Below are 23,486 nucleotides of genomic sequence, written 5' to 3'. Positions count from 1 at the left end.
GGCAGTATATTCTTTCAGATCCTGCGTTGGGGCCATGTTATGCAGTCGCAATGATTTGCTGAAACTTAGCATGAAGCTCTTCAAGTGCCGCTTCAACATCCGGTTCTGCACGGCTCAAGTGCGAGATTAACGTCATAAAATAGCAGTCAAAAATCAGCGGTATTTTTCCCTCAAGGACGGAGCTTCCGTTTACAGATTGAAACAAAGCTTGGTTAAACGACTGATAATAATCCAAATCCCAAATCACCTCTTTCAACAAAGCTCGGCTCAGCTCAACGTTCGCAAAATAGTAGCGATAGTATTTCTCCGTCAGCGCCAAACCAATGTCGATATCGGTTTTACCTTCCACACTGACTAGCGTTTCTTGGCTGATCTGTTGCAGTTGCGCCAGCATCCCTTCGCGCAAAATCGACAGTTTAGTCGGGAAATGGCTGAACACTGTGCCATCGGCTACTCCTGCTTCTCTCGCTATCTGCCTTGTGGTCGTCATGTCATAGCCATTTTGAGCAAAAGATGCCCATGCGGCTTTTAGAATTTTATCTCTGGTTTGTTGTCGCTTCGTCATTGATGTGTCTGCTTAATGAGCTTGAAAGGATCATACCTTGCGTGGTTGAGATTGACAAATTGAGCGCACTCATTTATAAAAATGAGCATGCTCATTTTATGTAAAAACAAAAGGAATCGCTCATGTACGTATTAAACAAACTAGGCCAAGGATTGATTTTCTTCCCGACCATCTTCTGCTTTTCGTATATTTTAAGACCGATATTAATGGTCATCCTTATTCCAGGAGGACTCGCACTTTTGGCGTTAATCGGTGGCGCAGAAGTCAGAGCAGAACTCAAAGCCATGCTGCTTGAGGAGTTTTTTGGCGTTAGCCCATCGCACACCACCTCGAAAAAGGCGTGAGTGCGCTACAAACGTTGGCAAGGCTAAGTAAAAAAGAAAACGCGCAGATATCGAGATCTCAATGCCTGCGCGTAGATGTGGTGAAAATAAGACTGGCGTTAGTCAGTATTCATGTTCTGACCAATTCGCCATAAAACGCCACTAGGGTCAAACAAACAACATTCGCGCATGCCCCAAGGTTGCTCGACCAGCTCAGTCAAACGCGAACCAAATTCTTCATGACCCACTTTGGATAAGTGCTGATGCCAGCTTTCTGCGTCTTCTACGAGCAAATGCATCATGAGGTTATTGCCGTGTTCTGGCTCATAAAAATTCTGTAAAAGAAACGCGCAGCTACCTTGAGAGAAGTATGCTACATCACCGAAGTCCGATGCCATTTCAAAGCCAATCGCCTCATAAAAGCGTTTTGATAGCGCGTAATCTTTCGCCGGAACAAATGATTTGATTTCAACAATATTGAGGTTTTCCATTTCCAATTTCCTAAGCCTTTTTCCATAAAGCTGACTGACGTAATCTCGCTCTATGCCTTCTATTCGCCTTGCGTAATCTGCTGTGATGACAGTGGCACACACTCTGCCATTTGCGTTTGTAACCACGTGATAAATTTATGTTCGAGTTCTGTACGCTTTTTATCTTGACTCAATAAAACGTAATTGCAACTTGATGGAGAAAACCCAAATGGTGCGACCAAATTACCACGCTTAATATCGTCCATGACAAAAGGATACGATCCCATTGCGACGCCTAAGCCATCCACTGCGGCTTGTATGCAAAAATAAAAATGCGCGAATGATTGCTGAGTGTTGCCGTTGAAAGTTTCACAACGTGTTGATTGCTGCCAATCCGCCCAAGCATTCGGTCTGGTTTGGCTATTCAACAATCGAGCTGCTTTCAAATTGTCTTTAATGGATTGCCAATACTCAGGAGAAAATACCGGCCCCACCCACTCTTCCACAAGAATGGTTTTGTCGTAATCGTGATGCTGCGCAAAATCGTCTCGACGAATCGCCATCGAAAGCCCTGTCGATCCTAATGTTACCGGGCCACCAGCCGTCGACAAACGAACATCAGCACGGTGTTCATCATTAAACGCGGCCAACCTTGGCATCAACCAGCGCATGGTTAATGTCGGTTCACAAGACACTTCAAGATGCTGATGCTTCTCTTGAATAAGCGTATTCACGCCTGTTTCTAGCGTTTGGAATGCCGTTTCTGTGTATGTCTTGAGTAATTCGCCTTCTGCCGTCAACACGACTTTCCTGCCCTCTTTGAAGAACAAAGGTTGAGACAGATATTGCTCAAGTTGCTTGATCTGCTTACTCACGGCTCCGTGGGTAATGTTCAGTTTGTCAGCCGCTTCAGTGTAGCTTGAAGAACTCGCCGCAACGTGGAAGACATAAAAAGATTTCAGGTGACGCATCTGTGAGTTTTTCTCACCAATATGGGAATGTTTTTCGATTATAGTCAGTAATAAAGACGCCTACAATTTCGCTACATCCCAGACTTCATCATTCAAACAGGAAATCGATATGGAATTTGTAACTCTTGCGTTATTAGGTGTGCTTATTGTCATTAGCCCTGGCGCAGACTTTGTTTTGGTATTAAGAAATAGCTTAAATCAAGGACGAAAAGCAGGCGTATACAGTGCGATTGGTATCAGCATGGCGATCAGCATCCACATCGCTTACTCCATGCTGGGGATCAGTTACTTAATTTCACAAAATGAATGGTTGTTTAATCTCGTGCGCTATCTTGGGGCCGCTTATCTTGTCTACCTTGGGATTAAAGGAATATTCTCCTCGCAGCCTGCGTCAAACTCAGAAACCATTCAACAGAGCGAGTATTCAATGTGGCGATTTTTCATGCAGGGATTTCTGTGTAATTTACTCAATCCCAAGACGATGCTGTTTTTTCTGAGTATTTTTAGCCAAGTGATTTCTCCCGACTCTAATCAGCAACACATCGCCTTTTTTTACGGGATTTATATGATTGCGCTGCATGGTATTTGGTTTTCTATCGTTGCTGTTTTATTCACGTCATCCCAGCTACAAGCTTTCTTGTTGAAGATTAAGCATCGACTCAATCAAGTATGTGGGGCGGGATTGATCATTTTCGGCGCAATGCTGGGCTTAAAGGTGTAGTGCGCTTGCGGTCCGATTACCCCAGTTCAAATTGATCATTGAACAAGTGGCAGTAATCAATTAAAAATCTACATTATCAATACTTTAAATTAGAAAAAAACAGCCAACGTGCGCTGGCTGTTTCGATACAGTTAATGGATGACCCGAGCGTCCCCTTTAAATAACTGAGACAGATCGATAGTGAATATCGTCACTGTCGGACGTTTAGGCAGAGCATTTTCGATCGAAAACTCTGGCCCAGCTGGAACGAGGGGGAAGTGAATAGCAGTCGGCCACGTTGACGAAGCTTCATTACCGCCCGGCTCAGATATTGAGAAAGAAAACGCAGGTAAACGGGTCATAACACTTACCTCAAATGACTGATTAGCGGGCTCAAGCGAGCCCGCTTAGGTTTTGCAATGTTATTGTTATTTTAACGCTTACTTAATCACTAACGATTGATGACGTTAGATATCAAGTTCTTTGTCTTCAACGTGGTTGGTGATCATCGCTTCAGTGGTGATCATCAAGCCAGCAACAGACGCTGCGAATTGAAGCGCTGAACGTGTTACTTTCGCAGGGTCCAAGATGCCCATTTCGATCATGTTGCCGTATTCACCTGTTGCAGCGTTGTAACCGTAATCGGCATCACCCGCTTTGACAGCGTTCGCCACAACAGAAGCTTCGTCACCTGCGTTAGTTGCGATTTGACGAAGAGGCTCTTCCATTGCACGTAGCGCAACTCGGATACCCACGTTTTGGTCATCATTGTCGCCTTTTAGATCCGCCAATTCTTTCGCGATCTTAGTTAGGGCAACACCACCACCAGCAACAATACCTTCTTCAACCGCTGCGCGGGTAGCGTGTAGCGCATCGTCCACGCGGTCTTTCTTCTCTTTCATCTCAACTTCGGTTGCAGCGCCGATCTTGATCACCGCTACGCCGCCAGAAAGCTTCGCAACACGTTGTTGAAGCTTGTCTTTATCGTATTGAGAGGTGGTTGTTTCGATTTGTTTTTCAATCGAAGCCACACGATCAGCAATCGCACTTGCTTCTGCTGCACCACCCACAATGGTTGTTGTGTCTTTGGTGATGGTCACTTTCTTCGCACTACCTAGTTGCTCTAACGTTGCTTTTTCGAGCTCTAGGCCGATTTCTTCAGAGATGACCGTACCAGCAGTTAGTACCGCAATGTCTTCCATCATCGCTTTACGGTTGTCACCAAAGCCAGGCGCTTTCACCGCGGTCGCACGCACGATGCCGCGCATGTTGTTCACAACCAATGTCGCTAGCGCTTCACCTTCGATGTCTTCAGCAATGATCAATAGCGAGCGAGAAGATTTCGCCACTTCTTCTAGTACAGGCAATATCTCGCGGATGCTGCTGACTTTTTTGTCCACCAATAGGATGTAAGGGTTGTCTAGCTCTACGCTGCCATTTTCTTGGTTAGTGATGAAGTATGGCGACAAATAACCGCGGTCGAATTGCATACCTTCAACCACAGACAATTCGTTGTTTAGACCTTGGCCTTCTTCAACCGTAATCACGCCATTGCGACCCACTTTTTCCATCGCTTCTGCAATGATTTCACCGATCGCGCGATCGCTGTTTGCAGAAATGCTACCCACTTGGGTAATGGATTCTTTGTCGCTGCATGGCTTAGACATTTCACGTAGTTTCTCAACCGCCGCTTCAGTGGCTTTGTCGATACCACGTTTTAGGTCCATTGGGTTCATGCCAGAGGCTACCGCTTTAAGACCTTCATTGATGAAAGATTGCGCCAGTACGGTAGCCGTCGTTGTACCGTCCCCCGCTTCATCATTCGCTTTGGACGCCACTTGTTTCACCATTTGTGCGCCCATGTTTTCGAACTTATCTTTCAGTTCGATTTCTTTCGCTACAGACACGCCATCTTTGGTGATGGTTGGCGCGCCGTAAGATTTATCAAGCACAACGTTGCGGCCTTTCGGACCTAGTGTCACTTTTACTGCGTCCGCCAGTAAGTTCACACCTTTCAGCATTTTTTGACGTGCGTCATTAGCAAATAATACGTCTTTTGCAGCCATGGTTATCTCCTCAAAAAACTACTACAAAAATAATTACTCAACGATTGCTAACACATCAGATTCGGACAGAATTAAGTATTCTGCGCCGTCAATTTTCTCGGTTTTCACGCCGTAACCGTCATTGAAAATGATTTGGTCGCCCACTTTGACTTCCATCGCAGCGCGTTCGCCATTTTCAAGACGTTTACCTAAACCAACAGCAATGACTTTCCCGCGGTTTGATTTTTTCACCGACTGAGAAGTTAAAACGATTCCCCCTTCAGATTTATTTTCCACCTCTTGTCTTTCAACAATTAGCTTGTCATTTAAAGGACGAATTTTCATTTTTAAGTGCCTCCTACTTGGAACCAAAAATAAAAGACAAAATAAACATCAAGATGGATTTGCGAGTCGACAGCTCGCTTTCGATGAAAATAATAAGGTCGAAAAATGAGAGTTCAAGAGGTGAATTTGATAAAAATTTTTTATTAAATTAAATAAAATTTTCTATCGAATTATCGCATTCACAACTACTTAGCATCTCTTTATGATGGAAAATATGCTCAATCAAATCTAGAGTGGTTACGTACTCTTAAAAAGGATAATCAAACAATGAAAAAGGCCGTATCTCTATTTCTTGCAACGTTGTGCGTTGGCTTCCTCTCCCCCAACGTGTCGGCTTCTGAACGCGCTGAACAAGGGTGGCAATTGATTGACAAGGGCGCGATGATTGTCGATGTGCGTACGCCGCAAGAGTTTTCTGAAGGGCATTTGGATAATGCCGTCAACTTCCCTTTATCTGAACTTGATAAACATTTTCAAGACGTCGATAAAGATCAAGCTATCGTGTTGTACTGTCGCAGTGGTAACCGCTCTGGCAAAGCGTATCAATACTTACAATCGCAAGGCTTTATGAATCTGCACAATGCAGGTGGCTTAGAAGAACTACAAGACGCCAAATAGTCGTCTCCGTTCTAATATACAAAGTAAAAGCACAGAGCGTGTCGCAAGCGTATTGTAACGCGCTCTGTTTCTAAATACTTATCTACAACAATTCTATTTTGGCCCAGCATCAAATTGAGTCAGGTTATCCGATATCTCGAGCCACGGCGCTTTAGACGCGACAAAAATATGGAAATCAGGCTTGTGAGAAGGTGTGTCATCCAAGATACCAAGGCGAATATTGACGATCCCATTGTTCTTTTTCGAATACAGACTTGATCCGCAGTGGCGACAAAAGCATAGCATGGTATTTTCGCTTTTCTGATAATTTTGAATATCTTCTTTCCCTTGGATAATAAGTAGTTTATCCAACGCAATACCACCGGCAGATGAATAGTCAGAACCTGTGAACTTGCGGCATTCAGAGCAATGGCAATTTCCCATGTACTTGAATTCATCTGCCACTTCCAACTTTACCTTGCCGCACAGACATGAGCCTTTTAGTACTTCCATTTGAATTCCTTTTTGTTATGAATCTAATTGAACTAGATGGCTATCTCGACACCATGCCACTGCAATACGAAAAATTAAAGACAGGCAATACAGGTTTTCAAAAATGAAACGAAAATGTAAAACATTCCATTCAGAGGGAGGTGCGCTGACACGTGAAAAATCGAGCTATTTTAGATACAAAAACACCAAGCAATAACGCTTGGTGTTTACCTCACAGAATGTCGCCTCAGAAAAGGCGCTTTCCGCTGTGCTTAAAAAATGCAGTGTTTAGTAAAGCTGGTCGCTTCGTTTGCAGTCCAGTCACCTTTCGGCTTATCTTTCAGGTTTTCACACCATTGCTCGCTGCCGACACCATCTTGCAGAACACAATGCTTTGCAAAGTCTACCGCGTTGTCTGCTGTCCATTCTGTTTTTGGCTTATCGCGCATGTCGTTACACCAGCCTTCAGTGCCCACTTCATCACTACAAGCGGTCAAAGCAGAAGCCGCCAACATCAGCATGACTAGTTTTTTCATAAATTTAAGGTTCCAGTTGCAAACAATAGTAAAATTAAACTCAATCTCTTCAACACGTGCCCATTCAAGTGTCTGAATAAAGGCGTCACTAGCTGAAGTGACTTTTGTATCAACTATAACGAAATTATCAGTCTACGTGTTAAGACACCGAAAAATTATTGAGCGACTCTGTGTAAAGCGCGCCATTCTAAAAGCTATAGGCAGCGCGCTTTCGTTAGCTCACCAACCTTAGAAGAGCCAGTACCAAAGCACGCTAAACGCAGCTCTAATGCCATTTGTTCAAAGTGATCGACGACAGACTGCGTGCTGATCGTCGCAGCTTTTAATACCGCACCGGCTTGCCCAATGAGATTAGCACCCAGATGAATGGCTTTCGCCGCTTCAAGCCCATTACGAACACCTCCCGAGGCGATCAAGGGTAATGTAGGATGCAGTGCGCGGATTTGAGCCAAACATGTTGCTGTAGGGACACCCCAATCGCGGAAAAGCTCGGCTGCACGCTGCATTTTCGGATTATCTTGGCAATACCCTTCAACCGCACTCCAGCTTGTGCCACCCGCGCCCGCAACGTCAATTGCATCCACACCAGCATCAATTAATCGCTGCGCAACGTGTCCGCTAATACCAAAACCGACTTCTTTGATAATGATAGGAACCTTCACGCGAGATTTAAGCATCTCAATTGCCTGGAAAACACCAACCCAATTGTGGTCGCCATTTTTCTGAAACGCTTCCTGCATTGGATTAACGTGCACAAACAAGGCATCTGCTTGAATCGCCTCAACCGCACGTTGCGCATTATCGAGTTTACCTTTATCGAGCAATTGAGCGGCTCCAAGATTGGAATACAACGGTACTTCTTTCGCCAACTCACGAATGGTTTTACCCAAGCCCGAATGCTGACTTTCTTCTAAGCTAATCCGTTGCGAGCCCACACCCATGGCAATACCTAATTCACTTGCGGCTTCAGCTAAACGACAATTGATCGTTTCTGCGTCTTTTGCTCCGCCAGTCATCGAGCTAATCAAAAACGGTAGCGCTAATTGATGACCAAGAAACTCTGTCGATAAATCGATCGCGTGAAAGTCACATTCTGGCAGCGCACAGTGTTCAAACTCGACAGACTCAAAACCCGCCGTTTTATGCTTCATGCTCATATCATGATGTAAAACAGCATCTAGGTGTAAATCTTTTCGGTTAGTTTGCGGAGCCATAATGTCACCCTAAAGTAAAACAGTCGCGCAGTATTGCGATCCTTATCAGTAACGTCAATGCGAATTTTGTGAATTTGCCGGATTACTTTTCCGAAACGAGTAATGAATCTCGACTGCCCCTGACATTATAAGAAAAGAAACTCGCTTTCCGTTTTAAACAAGCCGGCAAGTTTCTCTTCAAATTGAGATAATCAGCGTACGATACCCATGATGAAAATGGATCACATTGCTCTGTAGTTTACTTTACGCTGTCCGACAGAATTAGCGACACAACAGTGCTTGTCGTCGTTGGTTCAAACTGTTCGGGATCATCACAGAATTGAATTTTTCCTTTTTCTTCTACATGGAACAGCGGTACAACTGAACTACCTTTGTGATGCGCTAAATAATCTTGATACGTGAAGTTATCGCTCAATTTCGTGTGTTTAACCTCTGCACCACGACTTAACATACTGGCTAGCTGGGTATAGCTTACATTGCCGCCCATCAGCAATTTACCATGGTACTCCTGAGCCACGGAGTGCTTCTCGCTGCCATTGCCGTTGGTTTTCACTTTTTGTAAGCAGTGAACTTTATCTTCCCCAAACTCGTCGACGAATTGCATGCAAGCCATAATGTTGAAATGCTGATCGGGCGTTAATGCAACCACTTGTCCAACTCCTATCAAGTTCAAGTTGTCGTCCGCGTGACTAGAAATAGGGTTGCCGTAATAGTAATCCAACCCCAACATACGAACCTGACTGATGTACTCCCAGTTTGAGTCAGTCATTAATACGCGGCGGTCATAACGCGCCAGCGCCTGCCCTATTTCTCTTGCTACTCGGTTAGCACCAATCAACAAGAAGCCGCGTGGTGCTGGCTCTGCAACGCCCAACGTCAGCGCTACAGGACGTGCCGTCGCACTTTGTAACACGACCGTTCCTATAATCACCATGAAGGTCATAGGGACCAGTAAAATCGCTTCATCAATGCCGTATTCGGTCAATTTGATCGCGAAAAGAGACGAAATCGAAGCAGCAACAATACCGCGCGGTGCAACCCAAGACAAAAACAGCTTATCTTTAAGACGCAAGTTGCTGCGGAAGGTTGAAAGAAAAATCGATAACGGACGCGACACTAACTGCATAAATACAAACAACAATAACGCACCGCTACCTAGCGCAGCAAAATCATCCAGACTGATTCGAGCCGCAAGGAAGATGAACAATCCGGTGATCAGTAAAATGGTTAAATGCTCTTTAAAGTGCAGAATTTGCTGAATATTGATGTCTTTAGCGTTTGCGAGCCACATACCCATTACGGTGACGGTTAGTAACCCAGCTTCAGACTCAATGTGGTTAGAGACCGAAAATACACCTAGAACCACCATCAAAACCGCAAATGGCTGCAAATATTCCGGTAGCCAAGAGCGACGCATGATCGTCGCAACTGCATAGCCTGAGGCCGCACCTAGCATGACACCGACAGCAATGATCGTCCCAAACACTTCGACGCTATTTATCGCGCTGTGAGATACGATAAACTCGTAAACCATCACAACAAAAAGCGCACCGAGCGGGTCAATCAAAATCCCTTCCCATCGCAAAATGTTAGCAAGCGTACTGTTAGGTCTTACGGTTCGTAGAAGTGGCACGATGACCGTCGGCCCTGTTACTACGGTTAAGCTGCCGAACAACATGGCAAGCTCCCAAGTAAAGCCGAGGAAATAGTGTGTTGCGATACTGGTCGCCGCCCACGAAATGATCGCCCCGATGGAAACAATGCTCCATACCGAACCACTCACGCCACGAATTTCTTTAAAATTTAAGGTCAAACTGCCTTCAAATAAAATCACTGCCACCGCCAAAGAGACCAACGGAAAGAGCAAATTACCTAATATCTCATCAGGATTTAACCACTGCATAAATGGCCCGACGATCAGCCCTGCCAACAACAAAAATAAAATCGCTGGCAAACGCAATCGCCAAGCTAACCATTGGCAACCTAAACCAATAACCCCAACCGCTGACAGCACCAGCGCTTCATTACCCACTTGCATCAATAATTACCTGTTTTTGTCTTTTTTCGCGTGAATGCGCTATACCCGAATACATTCAGCCTTACGGTCAAATAGAAACAACCGAACGTGCAAATCAAACGACTGACCTTCGATGACATCGCTACGAAACGCACATGTTTGAAGTCCTTTGGCGATCGCATCAGAACTATGAATATAGTTGACCCCCAATGACTTAACGACTCATTTTTGTTCATCAGGTCTTAAAGTGGCACACAAGTGTGCGACTTTGTCGAATTCATCATTACGCATTGAGTTTCATTATGTAGAATGATTTCTGAAGAAAGCGCGGAACCTAGCACTATATGAGGCTAAGGCATAGAGCATGAACTAAGCTTTAGCGTAAGTGCTCAAAGTTAAGAATCGTGGGTCACGCGACGTACGCAAGGAGAAATGGATTGTACGTAATACTAGCACTGTTCATGGCGTGTCTCGCCATCCTCATCGGAGTGAAAGCCGCCAACCGAGCTGCACTTTTAGAAAAAGAACTAACCAAACTTCGTGAGGAAGTCACATCACTACGAGCCAGTGTCCATGGGGGCTCAAACCCACAAGCGCACCAACAATCCAGCATCGAAAAAGACACACCATCTGTAGCGACGTCACCTCACATAGAATCACCACAGAAAAATGTCTCATCCTCTGGGGAACATGATCCAGCTGCCAACCTAGACTTGGACCAGAGCGCTGCGAATCAAGGGTACGCCCAGACAAGAGAAGTGCAACTGGATGTTTTTAGTCAAGAAAATGAGTCATTCCTTCAGAGTAAAGTTCAGAGCCTGCTTAGCAACATTCAAGAAAATTGGTTGGTTTGGGTAGGCGCATTGGCCATGCTGATCGGTGGAGGTTATCTCGTACAGGTGATTGGTAGTCACATCCAGTTTTCGCCATTTATGCGAGTGTCCTTTGCCTTTGTGATCTCATTACTTATGGTGCTTGTTGGCGAGTGGTTTCACCGTAAAGAACAACAGAATCCGCAACGGGCAGCACGAGCCCAAGGCTTTACGTATGTTCCTGCTGCTGTTACCGGTACGGGATTAACGGGCATTTACTGCACCGTCATTTTTGCCTTTGTGGTTTATCAAATGCTAACGCCGAGTATCTCGTTGATCATCTTGGCTTCAGCGGCATTTTTCAGTTTAGCATTATCATTGCGACAAGGGCCGTTAATGGCCGTGCTTGGCTTAATTGGTGGCTACACAGCACCACTGTGGATTGGGGGTAATGAACCCAACTACTTTTTGTTAGCCGGATACATCTGCGCAATTTCGTTCGCGGCGACCTTATTGATGCAAAAAGTGCGTAGGTCATGGATTACGCCAAGTATCGCGATTCCACATGTCATTTGGATGTTGCTGTTAATTGAGAGTACACCAACAGAACTGTTGTTCTCGTGGCTCGCGATTTATCTCTCCATCACTTTGTATCTCATTTTCGCGGTTCCGAGAATGGGTTGGATGCTCAATCCTCGCTTTCGTCACTATCAAAGCAAGTGGACAAACTCGCCGACCGCTACCGCTCTCGCAACTGCTTTATTGACCTTTTCTGCCGTCACCAGAATGCCGGAGCTGAACACTCTACAAATGGCGTACTGTTATACGCTGCTTGTTGCGAGCATCTGGCTACCAGCACTTCGTACAGGCTGGTCATTACGTGTATTTTTGCCATCCATACTCGTCTCAGCAACCGCGCTGATAGTTCTTACCATCGCTTTTGATGCGCTGTATATGGTAGAGCGAGAAGCTAGCATCCTATTCGCATTGGCGGTGAGTATTGCGCTGATCTGCTATCGAACATATTGCCAATCACTTAGTGACCGTTCGCAACTCAGTGGGCTGCTTCTGCTGGTACTGGCTCCCGCGATGAGCTTAATTACGTTGTTTTATATTGACGAATTTATGCAGGGCTACCTGTGGTATTGGACTGCATTCTGCGCATTGATGGCCACTTACTACGTTGTGCTTGGTCAGCGTGCACGTTCGTTGGCATTAGAATGCTCTGCCGTTATGCATGCTTTAATCATAGGTATTGCTTTTGTTTGGTTGAGCGATACTTGGTTAACAACAGCAATCTCAATACAAGTTGCGATAATGGCCTTACAGGCTCAAGTCGGGTTATTTCGACCTGCGAGTTGGGCGATTAAAGTGACAATGGGAATACTGGTTATCCGACTCACGCTGCTACCTTTCATCCCCGAATGGCAACCGGTAGAAGCTGGGCATTGGGCTTGGGTTCTGGTGAGTTATATGCCTTCTCTCTTCATCTTGTCTTATGCTCGTTCAACACTAAAACAAGTGGACCGAGAACTGACCAACTGGTTTGAAGGGGCGTTTTTACATGTATTCTTAATGGCATTGTTCACCCAAACTAACTACTGGTTAACGGGGCAATATGGTTACTTGGGGCACATCGACTTCACAAGTGCGGCAGTCTTTGCCAATCAAGCATTAGTTATGGGTTTGGTATACAGCTACCGCAGCCAATTTGCTCAACGCTTAAGCCGTATCTACGAAATCTATAGTTACTTGCTTTGGTGCGCGTTCGCTATATTGATTATTTTGCTTAATACGGCAGAATCGCCGTTGGTGACTGATAACGTCTCGGCACAAGCACTTCCCATCTTTAACATGCTGAGTATCGGCTGGCTGTTACCAGCTTGCATCCTGCTTATCGCAACGTTTAAGCGCTGGAATACGTTGCAAGTTCATCGATTTGCGATTGCTAGTCTAGGCTTTTTACTTGCAGCCATTTGGTTGGGGATGTCTATCCGTCAATTCTGGCAAACCACATCGATGATGCTGTATCAGCCAACCAGCATGGCAGAGTTGTTCAGTTATTCAGTGGCTGGCTTGCTCGTAGGTGGATTGCTTACTTGGCGCGGCGTGACCCAACAGGGGCTGATGATGCAGCGTGTCGGTCTAGTGGTCCTTGCCTGTGTCGCACTGAAAGTATTCTTATGGGATGTGAGCTCTCTCGATGGGTTCTGGCGAGCAATAAGCTTCTTAGGCTTAGGTGCGTCTTTGATAGCACTTGGATGGCTATTCCAGAAATTGAATCGTTCGGTGGCAAAAGCACTCGAGCCCTAGACGAGCCAAAGAGAGATTCCCGACAGTGCGCTGTTTTCGTTATTGGGGGACGATAACAGTGTAAAGCCGGGAATCATTGGAGTGTTCGTTACTTCAGTAAAGCGACCACGGTATGACGACGCACGTTTGCTTGCGCATTCAATGCCTGAAAAGTTGAAGTAAACTCGCCAGACTTTTGCATGAATCCATCCAGTTTTGCATTCACTTCATTGACTGAAAGCTGTGCGGTTTTGGTTTGGATAGAACGCATTTGAGTATTCAGTTCACCATGAAAAGCTTTCGCTTCCTGCAAGCTCGTTTGAACTTGTTTCAGATGCTGATTTACTTTGGCAATCGTCTGCTTGATGCCGTCGCGTGAGCCTAGATCAAACCCGAGCTCCGCAATACCATCTGGCTCAGACTTTAAGTTCAAAACGTTAGGCTGTCCCGCAGGGAAGCGGTGCCCTTCCCCCGTTACCATCACCTTTTGTTGCATTTGTTGATAAGCGTTGTCTCTGGCTTCAAATAAAATGCTGCCATCATCGGCTAATGAGGCTCGCATTCCTAACGCAATCAAGCTGCGATCCAGCATTTTGACCGTTCGCTCACCGTCTGATTGTCCATCAAACTGAATCATCACCGCTTGACCTTGAGGAAAATCCAAACGGATTTGCTCGGCCTTGTCGCTTAAGCGATGAACATTCAAACCTGGAATAGAAAAGCGACGAATGTCCGCTTTATCCAGTTTTAAGTGCAGTTCGTTATTTAGGACTTTCTGGCCATCGAAACGTGCTTGCTCAACGACTTTTTGGATGGTGGCTTTAGATCGAACCAATGTATCCTGCAAACCAGGAACATTTTGTACGCCTTGATTAATAGCTTGCGTCAAACCACGTTTAATTTGCGTGAGCTCTTTGCCAATCACCTGCAGCGATTTGGACGCGATCTGAACCGCCGTGGCTTGCTGCTGACCCTGCGTAAGCTGAATACCAGATACAGAGTAGGCTGACGCAGTGTCAGCCTGAATTTGCGCCGGGCGCGGTTTAATTGCCGTACTTGAGTCTGCAGAACGGGTCGGCATGATAGAGGCTTGTTCTTGTCCACCTAAGCGTATGCTATGGGGTCTAACCTCTACTGTACTCATTACCATAAAAAGAACTTCCTAACCTTATAAACGGTCAAACAGCGACAAACCATCGATCTTCACATAGCTTGCTTGCGTTGCTTGCAAAGCGGCCATGTAATTACTCAATCGTACCGACGCTTCACCATAGTCCAGAGCAGAGAGGTCTCCAGATACTTTGTCAACGAACAGCTTGTTTTCACTGTGCGCGCCACCAACAAGATCTAAGTTGTTGTGTCGACCACCAATCTCAGTCATGGTCCCTAGTACGTTTGAAAAAGTATCGTCGATAGCGCTGATACTCGCCTCAACTTCAGCTCTGAAGTTGGCGGTAGGGCTCTCAAACTCTTTGATCAGCGCATCAATTTGGTTAAGCACGTTATGGCCTCCCCCAAGGTCCAATATTTCTTTTGCAGTCATATTGGAATCCATCGTGACACCTTTAGCAATTGTTACTACGCGCTTGTCACTATTACCTTCAATTACGTAGCTGCCGCTCGCTTTACTTACAGCCGCAGTATCCGTTTTAGTACCAGAGAAAAGGTAGTGCCCTTCTTCATCCTGCGCGTTAAAAGACGACTCAATAGAGTCACGGTAACTCTTAAGCTCTGTAATCATACCGCCACGACTTTCGTCAGTAAGAGAGCCGTTCGCACCCCAAAGCGCGATGTCTCGCATGCTTTTTAAGCTTTCTTTGATCGAATCTAAATGGGTTTCTTGACTCGATAGCGTCGTTTTTACGTTTTCAATGTTGTTTTTGTACTGAGCAATCGCACTGGTTTCTCGGTCTAAGTTAAGCAACTTGATCGAAGCCATTGGATCGTCAGACAGCTTGGTCAAGCGCTTGCCAGTAGACATCTGTTGCAGAGCTTCGCCTAATCCCGCGCTATTGCTCTGCAAGCTGTGCAACATCATTTGACTAAATTGATTGTCACTAATTCGCATCTAAACTTTCCTCTTAGAATAACTGCAGAATAGAATCGAGCAGTTGATTTGCTGTGCTGATCACTTTCATGTTGGCATTGTGCGCATTAGCAAACATCATTAGGTTAGCCGCTTCTTCATCGCTGTTTACGGAACTAACATTATCGCGAGCTGCGTGCGCTTGCTTGTTCATGGCTAACTTCGCTTGATAATCAGCATTAGCTTGGCGTGCTTTAATTGCGGTTTGACCCACCATTGAACTAAAGGCATCGTTCAAGCTTACTGAGCCGTAACCTGATACCGCCACTGGCTTGTTGCTTAACTCGATCAATGATTGCAACGCATCTGCGTTACCAGGTGTTCCATCACTTGAGAACGCAAGCTCATCTGGAGTTAGCTTGGTAATATCCAAACTGGCTGCAGGGTTTGCTGGGTCATAGCTGAACAAAGGTTTACCTGGGTTGCCATTTAAGTCTTTGCCAGTCGCAAGCACGGCGTTGTATTCATCCGCGAGAGCTTTCGCCATGTCATTCAGAGCCAATTGGTTTGGTTTCAACACTTCGGTTTGATAGTCATTAATCGCACCTAATTTGCCACCAAGCGAGTCACCAATCGCAAAACTTTGATTCGAGAACGTGACGTGTAAGTCCGCCAAGTAAGGATCACTCGGGTCAGGAATGGCTTCCAGTTTGCCATGGTCCGTACCCATCACAAGCGGTTGACCAGAGGTTAGTGTGACCTGAACACTGCCGTCATGCTGCTGTGTTGTTTTGATTTCAATGGTTTGAGATAACTCACCGATTAACCTATCTCGTTCATCCATTAACTGTGATGGGTTACCACCTGTACCTTGCATCTCTACCAGTTGCTTGTTCACCTTCGCGATATTGTCCATAAGGCTATTCGCGTGGTTAAGCGCTGCATTACGTTGATCGCTCATGTCTTTATGTTGATTGTATAAAGATTCGGTAAGCGTATTAAAACGGCGGGCCAAAGCTTCAGATTCGTTAATGATCTGCTGGCGGTAAGGTATGGATTCCGGCTTAACGGTCGCATCGTTAAGCGCAGCGTTTAGCGAGTCCAAGCCAGCCGATATACTGAAACCATCGGCACCAAGCGTATTCTCCAGCTGACTCATGTTACTGGTGTATCCAGATGCGTATGCCGCCATACTGTTAGTCGACCACGTTTGCTTAATCAGAAATTGATCAGTAACGCGGCGAATGCTAGTGACTTCTACCCCTAAACCTGGACTTAAGCGATTGGCTTTACCATCATCGACAGACGCCATCAACGCTTGTTGACGACTGTAACCCACGGTATTCACGTTTGCCACGTTTTGCGCGGTTACGTCTAGGGCCACACGGTTCGCGCCTAAACCTGAAAGGGCAATATTAACTAGGTTCATTTACAGCTCCATTTTTCTGATCAACGGCTGAGAAAACGCGGTAGTCATACCGGCCTCACCGAATACCTGTTTAACAGAGGCGACGGCTTGAGAAGCGGTATTAAATAGGCTTGAATTCTTCTCCACCTCTTTAGAATCTACTTGTGAGATAGATTCAGAATTCGAACCTTTACCATCGTTAGCGGATGAGATGTTGCGCGCAGCATCGAAAGCAACCTCACGCATAGACGGGCTCAGCTGCTGGATGAGCATATTGGCAATGCCTGAGCTCTGTTTCTTTGCTAGTTCCATCGCCAGCTGACCGTCATACATATCACGGAATACCCCTTGTTGCTGACTGGCAAACGGGCTGTCTTTATCAGCAAGAGCGTCACTACTGCTACGCATTTGGCGTAACACCATTTGTAGGAACATTGCCTCAAATTGACCTGCGACGACTTCAAGTGCGCCTTCTTGATCACGACTATGCTTGATGTTAGCCAATGCACTGTTGTCGTGATAAAGCATCGAATTTAACTGAGTTTGTTCATTGGTACTGTCTAGCTTCATCCTTAACTCCTTATATCACGACCAATTCAGCGTTCAATGCACCCGCTTCACTCAAAGCTTGCAGGATAGACATCAAGTCTGTAGGCGTGGCACCTAAACTATTTACCGCATTAACTATGGTGTTAAGTTCCGTGCCTGGAGGCCAAATCACCATCTGAGCGAGATCTTCATTCACATCAAGGTCCGTTTGGTTAACGACTTTCGTATCGCCATTTGCAAACGCATTAGGCTGACTAACTTGTTGTGATTCAGAAATTCGCACGGTCAAGTTACCGTGACTTACTGCTGCTTCACTCACTTTGACACTCTTACCGATCACTACGGTGCCAGTGCGAGAGTTAAAGACAATACGAGCAGGTTTACGGCCTTCAACGACGCTCATTTCTTCAAGCATCGACATCATGACGACACGCTGCTGTGTATCTTTTGGTGCACGCATATCAATGCGCGCTTTATTGATCGCAACTGCAACGTTAGGCCCAAAAGTGTTGTTAATTTCACGCGCAATATTTTTTGCTGTAGTGAAGCTAGGCTTGCGCAGGTTTAGGGTGATTTCATCACGTTGGTTGAAATCAGTTTTGATTTCTCTCTCTAAAGTCGCACCATTCGGAACGCGACCCGCCGTTGGTGTGTTTACTTCTACTTTGGAGCCACTTCGCCCCTCTGCAGATAAGCCGCCCACAACCACGTTACCTTGCGCAATCGCGTACACTTCGCCATCAATACCACGTAAAGGCGTTAGCAATAACGTACCACCGCGAAGGCTCTTTGCATCACCGATTGAAGACACAACCACATCCAACGTTTGTCCTGGGCCTGCCATTGGGTCAACGGACGCTGTCACACTCACAGAAGCCACATTTCGTAGCTTAGGGTTCATACTGTCATCAATTTGAACCCCAAACTGACGTAGCATGTTGGTAATAGATTGAGAGGTAAATTTCACTTGGTTTCGGTCACCTTGGCCGGCTAAGCCAACTACCAAACCATAACCAACCAGTTGGTTTTCTCGAATGCCGCGAACATCGACCAAGTCCATGATCGGAATTTCCGCTTCAGCACGTGAAGTGCCTGGTAGTCCCAAGGTCAACACCAATAGGAGAGACATAAAGAAAGATTGCATTGTCTTCATTAGAAAGGTACCCATGGGCTGTTGAAGAACTGAGTTAGCCACCCGGCTGCGTTGCTGTCAGCTAGCGCTCCGCGACCTGCGTAGGTAATTCTTGCATCAGCAATTCGTTGAGAAGAAACTTGGTTACTGCGGTTAATATCATCCACACGGACGATACCGGTTAGACGAATAAACTCGTCGCCTTGATTCAGACGAAGCCATTTTTCACCGCTGATACGCAATACGCCATTAGGTAATACTTCGTGTACCGTTACCGTAATGGCACCTTGAAGCTTGTTGCCTTGTGAACTTGATGCACTGCCATCGAAGTTACGTTTGCCATCCACGCTAACCCCTAACTCATCGATAGTTTTCGTGCCTATGGTCGGCGCCACAAAGTTAATTGCTGAACTTTTACCGAACTTAGTACCCGCATTTTTACTCGATGAGGTTTCTTCTGATAATTGAACCGTTAATACATCGCCAACTCGGTAAGCACGACGATCCTGGAACAGAGTCATCGTGTATTGGTGACGATAAAGGCTACCAGATTGGGTTTCCGGCAGCGTGTAATCGAGCGTTGGTGGTGCATATTCCTCAGCATTCGGCTCAGGCGGAATAAATTCCTGACGGCCAGCACATCCCACCAGCAACACGGCGGCTACTGCCCAACTCTTAGAAAGCCATTTCATTGCTTTTTCCTTCATCATCACCAATTTCATACTTACATTGATTGCGAAACAAACTTCAGCATGTCATCTGCAGCAGAGACCACTTTCGCATTCATCTCATACGCACGTTGAGTGGTGATCATGTCGACCATCTCTTCTACTACTTGTACGTTTGACCCTTCCAGTGCACCTTGCTTGATAATGCCGGCACCATCAGCTCCTGCAATCAGCTCATCAGCTGGACCGCTAGCTTCCGTTTCACGGAATAAGTTGCCACCCATGGCCTCTAAGCCTGCTGGATTGATGAATTTTGCAAGTGTAATTTGACCAAGCTGCTGAGGTGTTGGATCGTCTGCTGTTGTTGTAGTCACGGTGCCATCAACACCCACAGAGAAAGAGACCGCATTGTCAGGGATCTGGATTTGAGGCTCTAAAGGCAGGCCCTGACTGTTCACCATTAAGCCTTCTGAGTTTCGATGGAACTGACCATTACGTGTATACATGATCTGTCCGTCCGAGTTTTCTATTTGGAAGAAACCCTGACCCATTACAGCAAGATCCAACTCTTGCGTTGTGTTTTGGGTATTACCTTGCGTGAACACTTTTTGTGTGCCAACAACGCGAACACCGCTACCTAGCTGAATACCACTTGGTAGTTCGTTAACTTGGTCTACTTGAGCGCCTGGTTGACGCTGAATGCTGTAGAAAAGGTCTTCAAATACGACTCGGTCACGCTTAAAGCCAACCGTGTTTACGTTTGCTAGGTTGTTAGAAATGGCAGTCATCTTCGTGTCTTGCGCTGCCATGCCTGTTTTACTTACCCATAATGCTGAATGCATTTTTTACTCCTTGCGGGGCGAGACTTAGCTCGCCGCCATTAATTTGTTACCAGCTTTTGCTAGAGTTTCCGCCGTTTTCATCATGCGAACTTGCATTTCAAAGTTGCGCGTCAGCGACATCACACTAACCAATTCATCAATAGCAGATACGTTACTGCCCTCAATGTGCTCAGGAGAGAGTTGCACGGTTTCATCTGCCGCGAATGGCACGCCATCTACGCTGTGCAGCAAGCTATCGCTCTCTTTTTGCAGTTGATTAATTTCCGGTTTAACCAACTTCAAAGTGCCTGCCACAATTTCTGCACCGCCACCTGGTGGGATCACTGAGACTTGACCACGCTCGCTGATTTCAATCTTTTGATAATCCGGCACAACCAAAGGACCATTGTCACCGAGGACAGGGAACCCATTGATTGTTAGAGCGCCAAAAGTATCGACCTGAATATTGCCTGCACGGGTGTAAGCTTCGTTACCCGCTGGGGTTTCTACAGAGAGATACCCCTCACCCATAACCGCAACGTCCAACGGACGTCCTGTTTTCACAATATCGCCAGCGTCGAAACGTGTTGAGGCAGAGTTGGTCACAACCATAGTGCGACCATCAAAACCTGGGCCTTGCATCTCTACACTACGCACACGCTCCATATCCGCTCGAAAACCCGCAGTATCAGCATTTGATAAGTTGTTTGAACGAACGTGCTGCGCTTTAAGAACTCGGCTGGCACCCGACGTTGCCGTAAATAACAAACTATCCATGCAAAACTCCCATTACACCGCGTTAAACAAAGCTTGAGTAAGCTTGTCGCTGGTAGAAATTGTCTTTGCGTTTGCTTGGTAGTTGCGTTGTGCAGTCATTAGAGCAACAAGCTCGCTGGTTAAGTCAACGTTAGAACCTTCTAATGCACCCGGAGTTAGGTCACCCATCGTACCTGACCCCGGAACACCCATAATTGGAGCACCTGAGCTAAAGCTTTGAGTCCATGATGTTCCACTCACTTTCGCTAAGCCTTGTGTGTTTGCAAAATCAGCAAGAACAACCTGACCTTGTAGCTGTGATTGGCCGTTAGTGTAAGTCGCGTAAACCATGCCGTTACCTTCAACGCGTACACCTGCAAGTTCACCTGACGTGTAACCGTTAGGGCTATTAGTACTTACGCCAAAAGCTGCACCAAATTGTGTGCTGCCTTTCAGGTTAATATCTACACTCATCGCGTTCGCGCCTGCTGCAGGGAATGAAACATTAAACGGCGCAGTCGGTGTTGAAAGCGAGCCATCTTTACCAAACGTTACAGGCACAGTTGCTACTGGCGTTGTACCGCCATCTACTTGAACGTTCACTTCCCACGAGTTAGAAGCAGTCTTAGTAAAGTACTGAGTTACCGTGTGCGAGTTACCCAATGAGTCGTAAACTTTTGTTGTGTAAGACGAGTTAAATGAGCTTGGATCTTTTGGATTGAATGGCGTTACGGCTTTATCAATAACAGACGCGCTTGCGTCGAAGTTCGCAACAAAATCTAAGCTATCTGTTGCTTTAGCATTCAGTGAGGAAGTCGATACCTGAATATTACCCACAGAACCTGTCATTAGGTTGTTGTTGCTATCGACACTGTAACCTTGAAGCTTTGCACCGCTGTTAGCCGTAACAAAGTTGTTCTTATCCGTTGAGAACACACCTGAACGTGTGTACAACATTTGGCCCATATTATCTTTAGTAACAAAAAAGCCACCGCCATTAATAGCTAGGTCCATCGCACGGCCAGTTCCTGTGATACTGCCGTCTTTGTCGAAGTTCTGTGAAATTGACGCGACTTCCACACCACCAGGTTGCATGCCGTTATATACAGCGGAGAATTCTGTGCGGCCACCTTTAAAACCATACGTTGATGCGTTGGCAATGTTGTGGCTGATTGTGTTTAGCTCTGTGTTGGTCGCGTCCAGACCACTTAGTGCGATGTTAAAACTCATAAATAGACCTCTGATTTCCGTATTTGGTTAAGCACCAAACTGAGTGATTTGATAGAAAGGAACGTTGCCAACGCCATGGACATTGACTAATGCTGCGCCACCGGTATTAGGAATGCGCACTTGCTCAACAGTGCCTGCCATCAGCACATTTGGACTTGCTTGCCCTTCTTGCACTTCTACGGCCACTGAGTATTTGCCTGGTTTAAGACCAAGTTCTTCAGGATTAATTGAAAAGTCGACGTCACCTTTGCCGTGAGCACCTAGTGGCACTTTAGTTGATTGACCAAATTCATCTTTAACAACTAACGTGACTTGGTTTGAGCTATGAGCGAGTTCGATTTTTCCGTTTTGTACGTCTTCACCAAGCTGAAATTCATCCGCATTGACGTAAACCGTTTGCCCAACAAGGCCCGCTGTTGACAGCACTTGCATGTTGTCCAGTAACACCATGCTCTGTTGCATTGTCTTAGACATATTCTCGGTACTTTGTACCTGCGAGAACTGAGCCAATTGACCAACGTATTCCGTACCATCAAGGGGATTAAGTGGGTCTTGGTTTTGAATTTGAGCCACCATCAAAGAAATAAACTCATTCTCCAATGAAGAAGCGCTGTTCATGTCTTTAGGGTTTGGTGAGATACCGTTGCTGTCTTTTGCTTTTGTATTTACTGGAGCGTCAGACGATAAAGGGGTGTATTGTGCAATACTCATTAGCTGCCCTGCCCTAATCTAAGCAGACCTTGCTGCATACTTTTTACATTGGCTAATACTTCAACATTCGTTTCGAAGCTGCGTGTTGCGGACATCATGTCTGCCATTTCAGCAACTACATCAATATCTGGGTAAAACACATAGCCTTCATCATTAGCCAGTGGGTTGTTCGGCTCAAAACGCTTCTCTGCATCTCCAGCATTTTTAACAACGTCAACAATGCGAACTTCTGCATTGGGATAAGCTCCATTTTCTGTTGTCATTTGCGTTTTTTGGTACACAGTCGCAAATACTGGCTTAAGCGCTTTATAAGCATCTTCTGGATTTGCAGATACTGCATCTGCGTTTGCTAAGTTACTGGCTACCGTATTCAGACGCACAGTTTGTGCTGTCATCGCGGAACCAGTGATCGAGTAAATATCAGTGAATGACATAATTAACGTCCCTCAATCGCTTTCGCTAAGCCATTAAATTTCATGTTGAGAAACGTCAGGCTAGTTTGAAAGTCCATGTTGTTTTGCGTGAATTTTGCTTGTTCAACACCAAGCTCTACGGTGTTGCCATTTTTGCTATTCTGGTAAGGCACCGAGTATTGGGCCTGAACCTGGAACTTTGGCACCGGTTTGTTCACACCACCTGCCGTTACTTGGTTCATTACGGTGGTGAAACTTAGGTCTTTCGCCAAATACCCAGGGGTGTCAACATTTGCTAGGTTACTGGCGAGGACTTTGGTACGCTGAACGCGAAAATTAAGTGCCTCTGGATGTACTCCTAAAGCATTTTCAAATGTGATCGCCATGCATCTT

The 23,486-nt window shown here is 45.9% G+C and carries 26 protein-coding genes; 4 read left to right on the top strand and 22 right to left on the bottom strand.

Annotated elements, in window-relative coordinates; all coding sequences use genetic code 11:
- Positions 1-37 precede the first annotated feature (37 nt).
- A complete protein-coding gene (locus R7R78_RS14350) occupies positions 38-565 on the bottom strand; it encodes a TetR/AcrR family transcriptional regulator (protein WP_005373975.1) in 528 nt (175 codons plus the stop codon).
- Positions 566-687: 122 nt separating this feature from the next.
- Here R7R78_RS14350 and R7R78_RS14345 point away from each other — a divergent pair, with 122 nt between their 5' ends.
- Complete coding sequence (locus R7R78_RS14345; RefSeq protein WP_017635120.1) at positions 688-909, top strand: hypothetical protein; 222 nt, start codon at positions 688-690, stop codon at positions 907-909.
- Positions 910-1,007: 98 nt separating this feature from the next.
- Here R7R78_RS14345 and R7R78_RS14340 read toward each other — a convergent pair whose 3' ends face one another.
- Both R7R78_RS14340 and R7R78_RS14335 read right to left on the bottom strand, forming a co-directional pair.
- On the bottom strand, positions 1,008-1,379 hold the full coding sequence (locus R7R78_RS14340; protein ID WP_225473834.1) for a VOC family protein: 372 nt from the start codon (positions 1,377-1,379) through the stop codon (positions 1,008-1,010).
- Between the two features lie 59 nt (positions 1,380-1,438).
- Positions 1,439-2,329 (bottom strand): LysR family transcriptional regulator, encoded by an 891-nt coding sequence (locus tag R7R78_RS14335; RefSeq protein ID WP_005388706.1) that lies wholly within the window; start codon positions 2,327-2,329, stop codon positions 1,439-1,441.
- A 109-nt stretch (positions 2,330-2,438) separates the two neighbouring features.
- On the opposite strand from R7R78_RS14335, the gene R7R78_RS14330 reads away from it, so the two are divergent.
- A complete protein-coding gene (locus tag R7R78_RS14330; protein ID WP_225473832.1) occupies positions 2,439-3,050 on the top strand; it encodes a LysE family translocator in 612 nt (203 codons plus the stop codon).
- Positions 3,051-3,181: 131 nt separating this feature from the next.
- On the opposite strand, the gene R7R78_RS14325 is transcribed toward R7R78_RS14330, so the two are convergent.
- From R7R78_RS14325 to R7R78_RS14315, 3 genes are all read right to left on the bottom strand, one after another.
- Positions 3,182-3,391, bottom strand: coding sequence for a hypothetical protein (locus R7R78_RS14325; RefSeq protein ID WP_005373984.1), 210 nt, complete (start codon positions 3,389-3,391; stop codon positions 3,182-3,184).
- A 105-nt stretch (positions 3,392-3,496) separates the two neighbouring features.
- Entirely contained in the window at positions 3,497-5,095 is a 1,599-nt protein-coding gene (groL, locus tag R7R78_RS14320; protein WP_213893573.1) for a chaperonin GroEL, read from the bottom strand.
- A gap of 33 nt (positions 5,096-5,128) precedes the next feature.
- Complete coding sequence (locus R7R78_RS14315; RefSeq protein WP_005373989.1) at positions 5,129-5,419, bottom strand: co-chaperone GroES; 291 nt, start codon at positions 5,417-5,419, stop codon at positions 5,129-5,131.
- A gap of 267 nt (positions 5,420-5,686) precedes the next feature.
- On the opposite strand from R7R78_RS14315, the gene R7R78_RS14310 reads away from it, so the two are divergent.
- The gene (locus tag R7R78_RS14310; RefSeq protein ID WP_225473830.1) at positions 5,687-6,037 is read left to right on the top strand and encodes a rhodanese-like domain-containing protein; all 351 of its coding nucleotides are present in this window, start codon (positions 5,687-5,689) and stop codon (positions 6,035-6,037) included.
- Positions 6,038-6,130: 93 nt separating this feature from the next.
- Here the strand turns inward: R7R78_RS14310 and R7R78_RS14305 are convergent, their stop codons facing one another.
- From R7R78_RS14305 to R7R78_RS14290, 4 genes are all read right to left on the bottom strand, one after another.
- Positions 6,131-6,529 (bottom strand): GFA family protein, encoded by a 399-nt coding sequence (locus tag R7R78_RS14305; protein ID WP_225473828.1) that lies wholly within the window; start codon positions 6,527-6,529, stop codon positions 6,131-6,133.
- A gap of 251 nt (positions 6,530-6,780) precedes the next feature.
- Positions 6,781-7,044, bottom strand: a complete 264-nt coding sequence (locus tag R7R78_RS14300; RefSeq protein WP_005373992.1) for a DUF3012 domain-containing protein — start codon at positions 7,042-7,044, stop codon at positions 6,781-6,783.
- A 194-nt stretch (positions 7,045-7,238) separates the two neighbouring features.
- Positions 7,239-8,258: a type 2 isopentenyl-diphosphate Delta-isomerase gene (gene fni, locus R7R78_RS14295; RefSeq protein WP_205391257.1), complete on the bottom strand. Its 1,020-nt coding sequence runs from the start codon at positions 8,256-8,258 to the stop codon at positions 7,239-7,241.
- A gap of 238 nt (positions 8,259-8,496) precedes the next feature.
- Positions 8,497-10,296: a cation:proton antiporter gene (locus R7R78_RS14290; protein WP_005373994.1), complete on the bottom strand. Its 1,800-nt coding sequence runs from the start codon at positions 10,294-10,296 to the stop codon at positions 8,497-8,499.
- Positions 10,297-10,736: 440 nt separating this feature from the next.
- Between R7R78_RS14290 and R7R78_RS14285 the strand changes: the two genes are divergently transcribed.
- On the top strand, positions 10,737-13,400 hold the full coding sequence (locus R7R78_RS14285; RefSeq protein WP_406707379.1) for a DUF2339 domain-containing protein: 2,664 nt from the start codon (positions 10,737-10,739) through the stop codon (positions 13,398-13,400).
- A gap of 88 nt (positions 13,401-13,488) precedes the next feature.
- Here R7R78_RS14285 and R7R78_RS14280 read toward each other — a convergent pair whose 3' ends face one another.
- Genes R7R78_RS14280 through flgB form a run of 12 tightly spaced genes read right to left on the bottom strand, consistent with a single transcriptional unit; the run spans position 13,489 to position 23,479 of the window.
- The gene (locus R7R78_RS14280; protein WP_005373996.1) at positions 13,489-14,529 is read right to left on the bottom strand and encodes a flagellin; all 1,041 of its coding nucleotides are present in this window, start codon (positions 14,527-14,529) and stop codon (positions 13,489-13,491) included.
- Between the two features lie 18 nt (positions 14,530-14,547).
- Complete coding sequence (gene flgL, locus R7R78_RS14275; RefSeq protein ID WP_005373998.1) at positions 14,548-15,447, bottom strand: flagellar hook-associated protein FlgL; 900 nt, start codon at positions 15,445-15,447, stop codon at positions 14,548-14,550.
- Positions 15,448-15,460: 13 nt separating this feature from the next.
- Positions 15,461-16,834 (bottom strand): flagellar hook-associated protein FlgK, encoded by a 1,374-nt coding sequence (gene flgK / locus R7R78_RS14270; protein ID WP_225473822.1) that lies wholly within the window; start codon positions 16,832-16,834, stop codon positions 15,461-15,463.
- Positions 16,835-17,383 carry a rod-binding protein gene (locus tag R7R78_RS14265; RefSeq protein WP_005384422.1) on the bottom strand — a complete coding sequence of 183 codons (549 nt, stop codon included), beginning with the start codon at positions 17,381-17,383 and terminating at the stop codon, positions 16,835-16,837.
- A gap of 10 nt (positions 17,384-17,393) precedes the next feature.
- Positions 17,394-18,530 (bottom strand): flagellar basal body P-ring protein FlgI, encoded by a 1,137-nt coding sequence (locus R7R78_RS14260; RefSeq protein WP_086026720.1) that lies wholly within the window; start codon positions 18,528-18,530, stop codon positions 17,394-17,396.
- Positions 18,515-19,186 carry a flagellar basal body L-ring protein FlgH gene (gene flgH / locus R7R78_RS14255; RefSeq protein WP_017635111.1) on the bottom strand — a complete coding sequence of 224 codons (672 nt, stop codon included), beginning with the start codon at positions 19,184-19,186 and terminating at the stop codon, positions 18,515-18,517. The genes R7R78_RS14260 and flgH overlap by 16 nt, the downstream gene beginning before the upstream one ends.
- Positions 19,187-19,218: 32 nt before the next feature.
- Positions 19,219-20,004 (bottom strand): flagellar basal-body rod protein FlgG, encoded by a 786-nt coding sequence (gene flgG / locus R7R78_RS14250; protein WP_005374008.1) that lies wholly within the window; start codon positions 20,002-20,004, stop codon positions 19,219-19,221.
- A 24-nt stretch (positions 20,005-20,028) separates the two neighbouring features.
- Entirely contained in the window at positions 20,029-20,760 is a 732-nt protein-coding gene (gene flgF / locus R7R78_RS14245; RefSeq protein WP_005374009.1) for a flagellar basal-body rod protein FlgF, read from the bottom strand.
- 12 nt (positions 20,761-20,772) lie between these two features.
- The gene (flgE, locus tag R7R78_RS14240) at positions 20,773-21,969 is read right to left on the bottom strand and encodes a flagellar hook protein FlgE (protein ID WP_017635110.1); all 1,197 of its coding nucleotides are present in this window, start codon (positions 21,967-21,969) and stop codon (positions 20,773-20,775) included.
- Positions 21,970-21,996: 27 nt separating this feature from the next.
- Complete coding sequence (gene flgD, locus R7R78_RS14235) at positions 21,997-22,680, bottom strand: flagellar hook assembly protein FlgD (RefSeq protein ID WP_005384410.1); 684 nt, start codon at positions 22,678-22,680, stop codon at positions 21,997-21,999.
- Positions 22,680-23,114: a flagellar basal body rod protein FlgC gene (gene flgC, locus R7R78_RS14230; RefSeq protein WP_005374012.1), complete on the bottom strand. Its 435-nt coding sequence runs from the start codon at positions 23,112-23,114 to the stop codon at positions 22,680-22,682. The genes flgD and flgC overlap by 1 nt, the downstream gene beginning before the upstream one ends.
- 2 nt (positions 23,115-23,116) lie before the next feature.
- Complete coding sequence (gene flgB, locus R7R78_RS14225) at positions 23,117-23,479, bottom strand: flagellar basal body rod protein FlgB (RefSeq protein WP_005374013.1); 363 nt, start codon at positions 23,477-23,479, stop codon at positions 23,117-23,119.
- Positions 23,480-23,486 lie beyond the last annotated feature (7 nt).

It is taken from the genome of Vibrio sp. 2134-1 (assembly GCF_033339495.1).
This window is presented reverse-complemented; position numbering and strand designations above follow the sequence as displayed.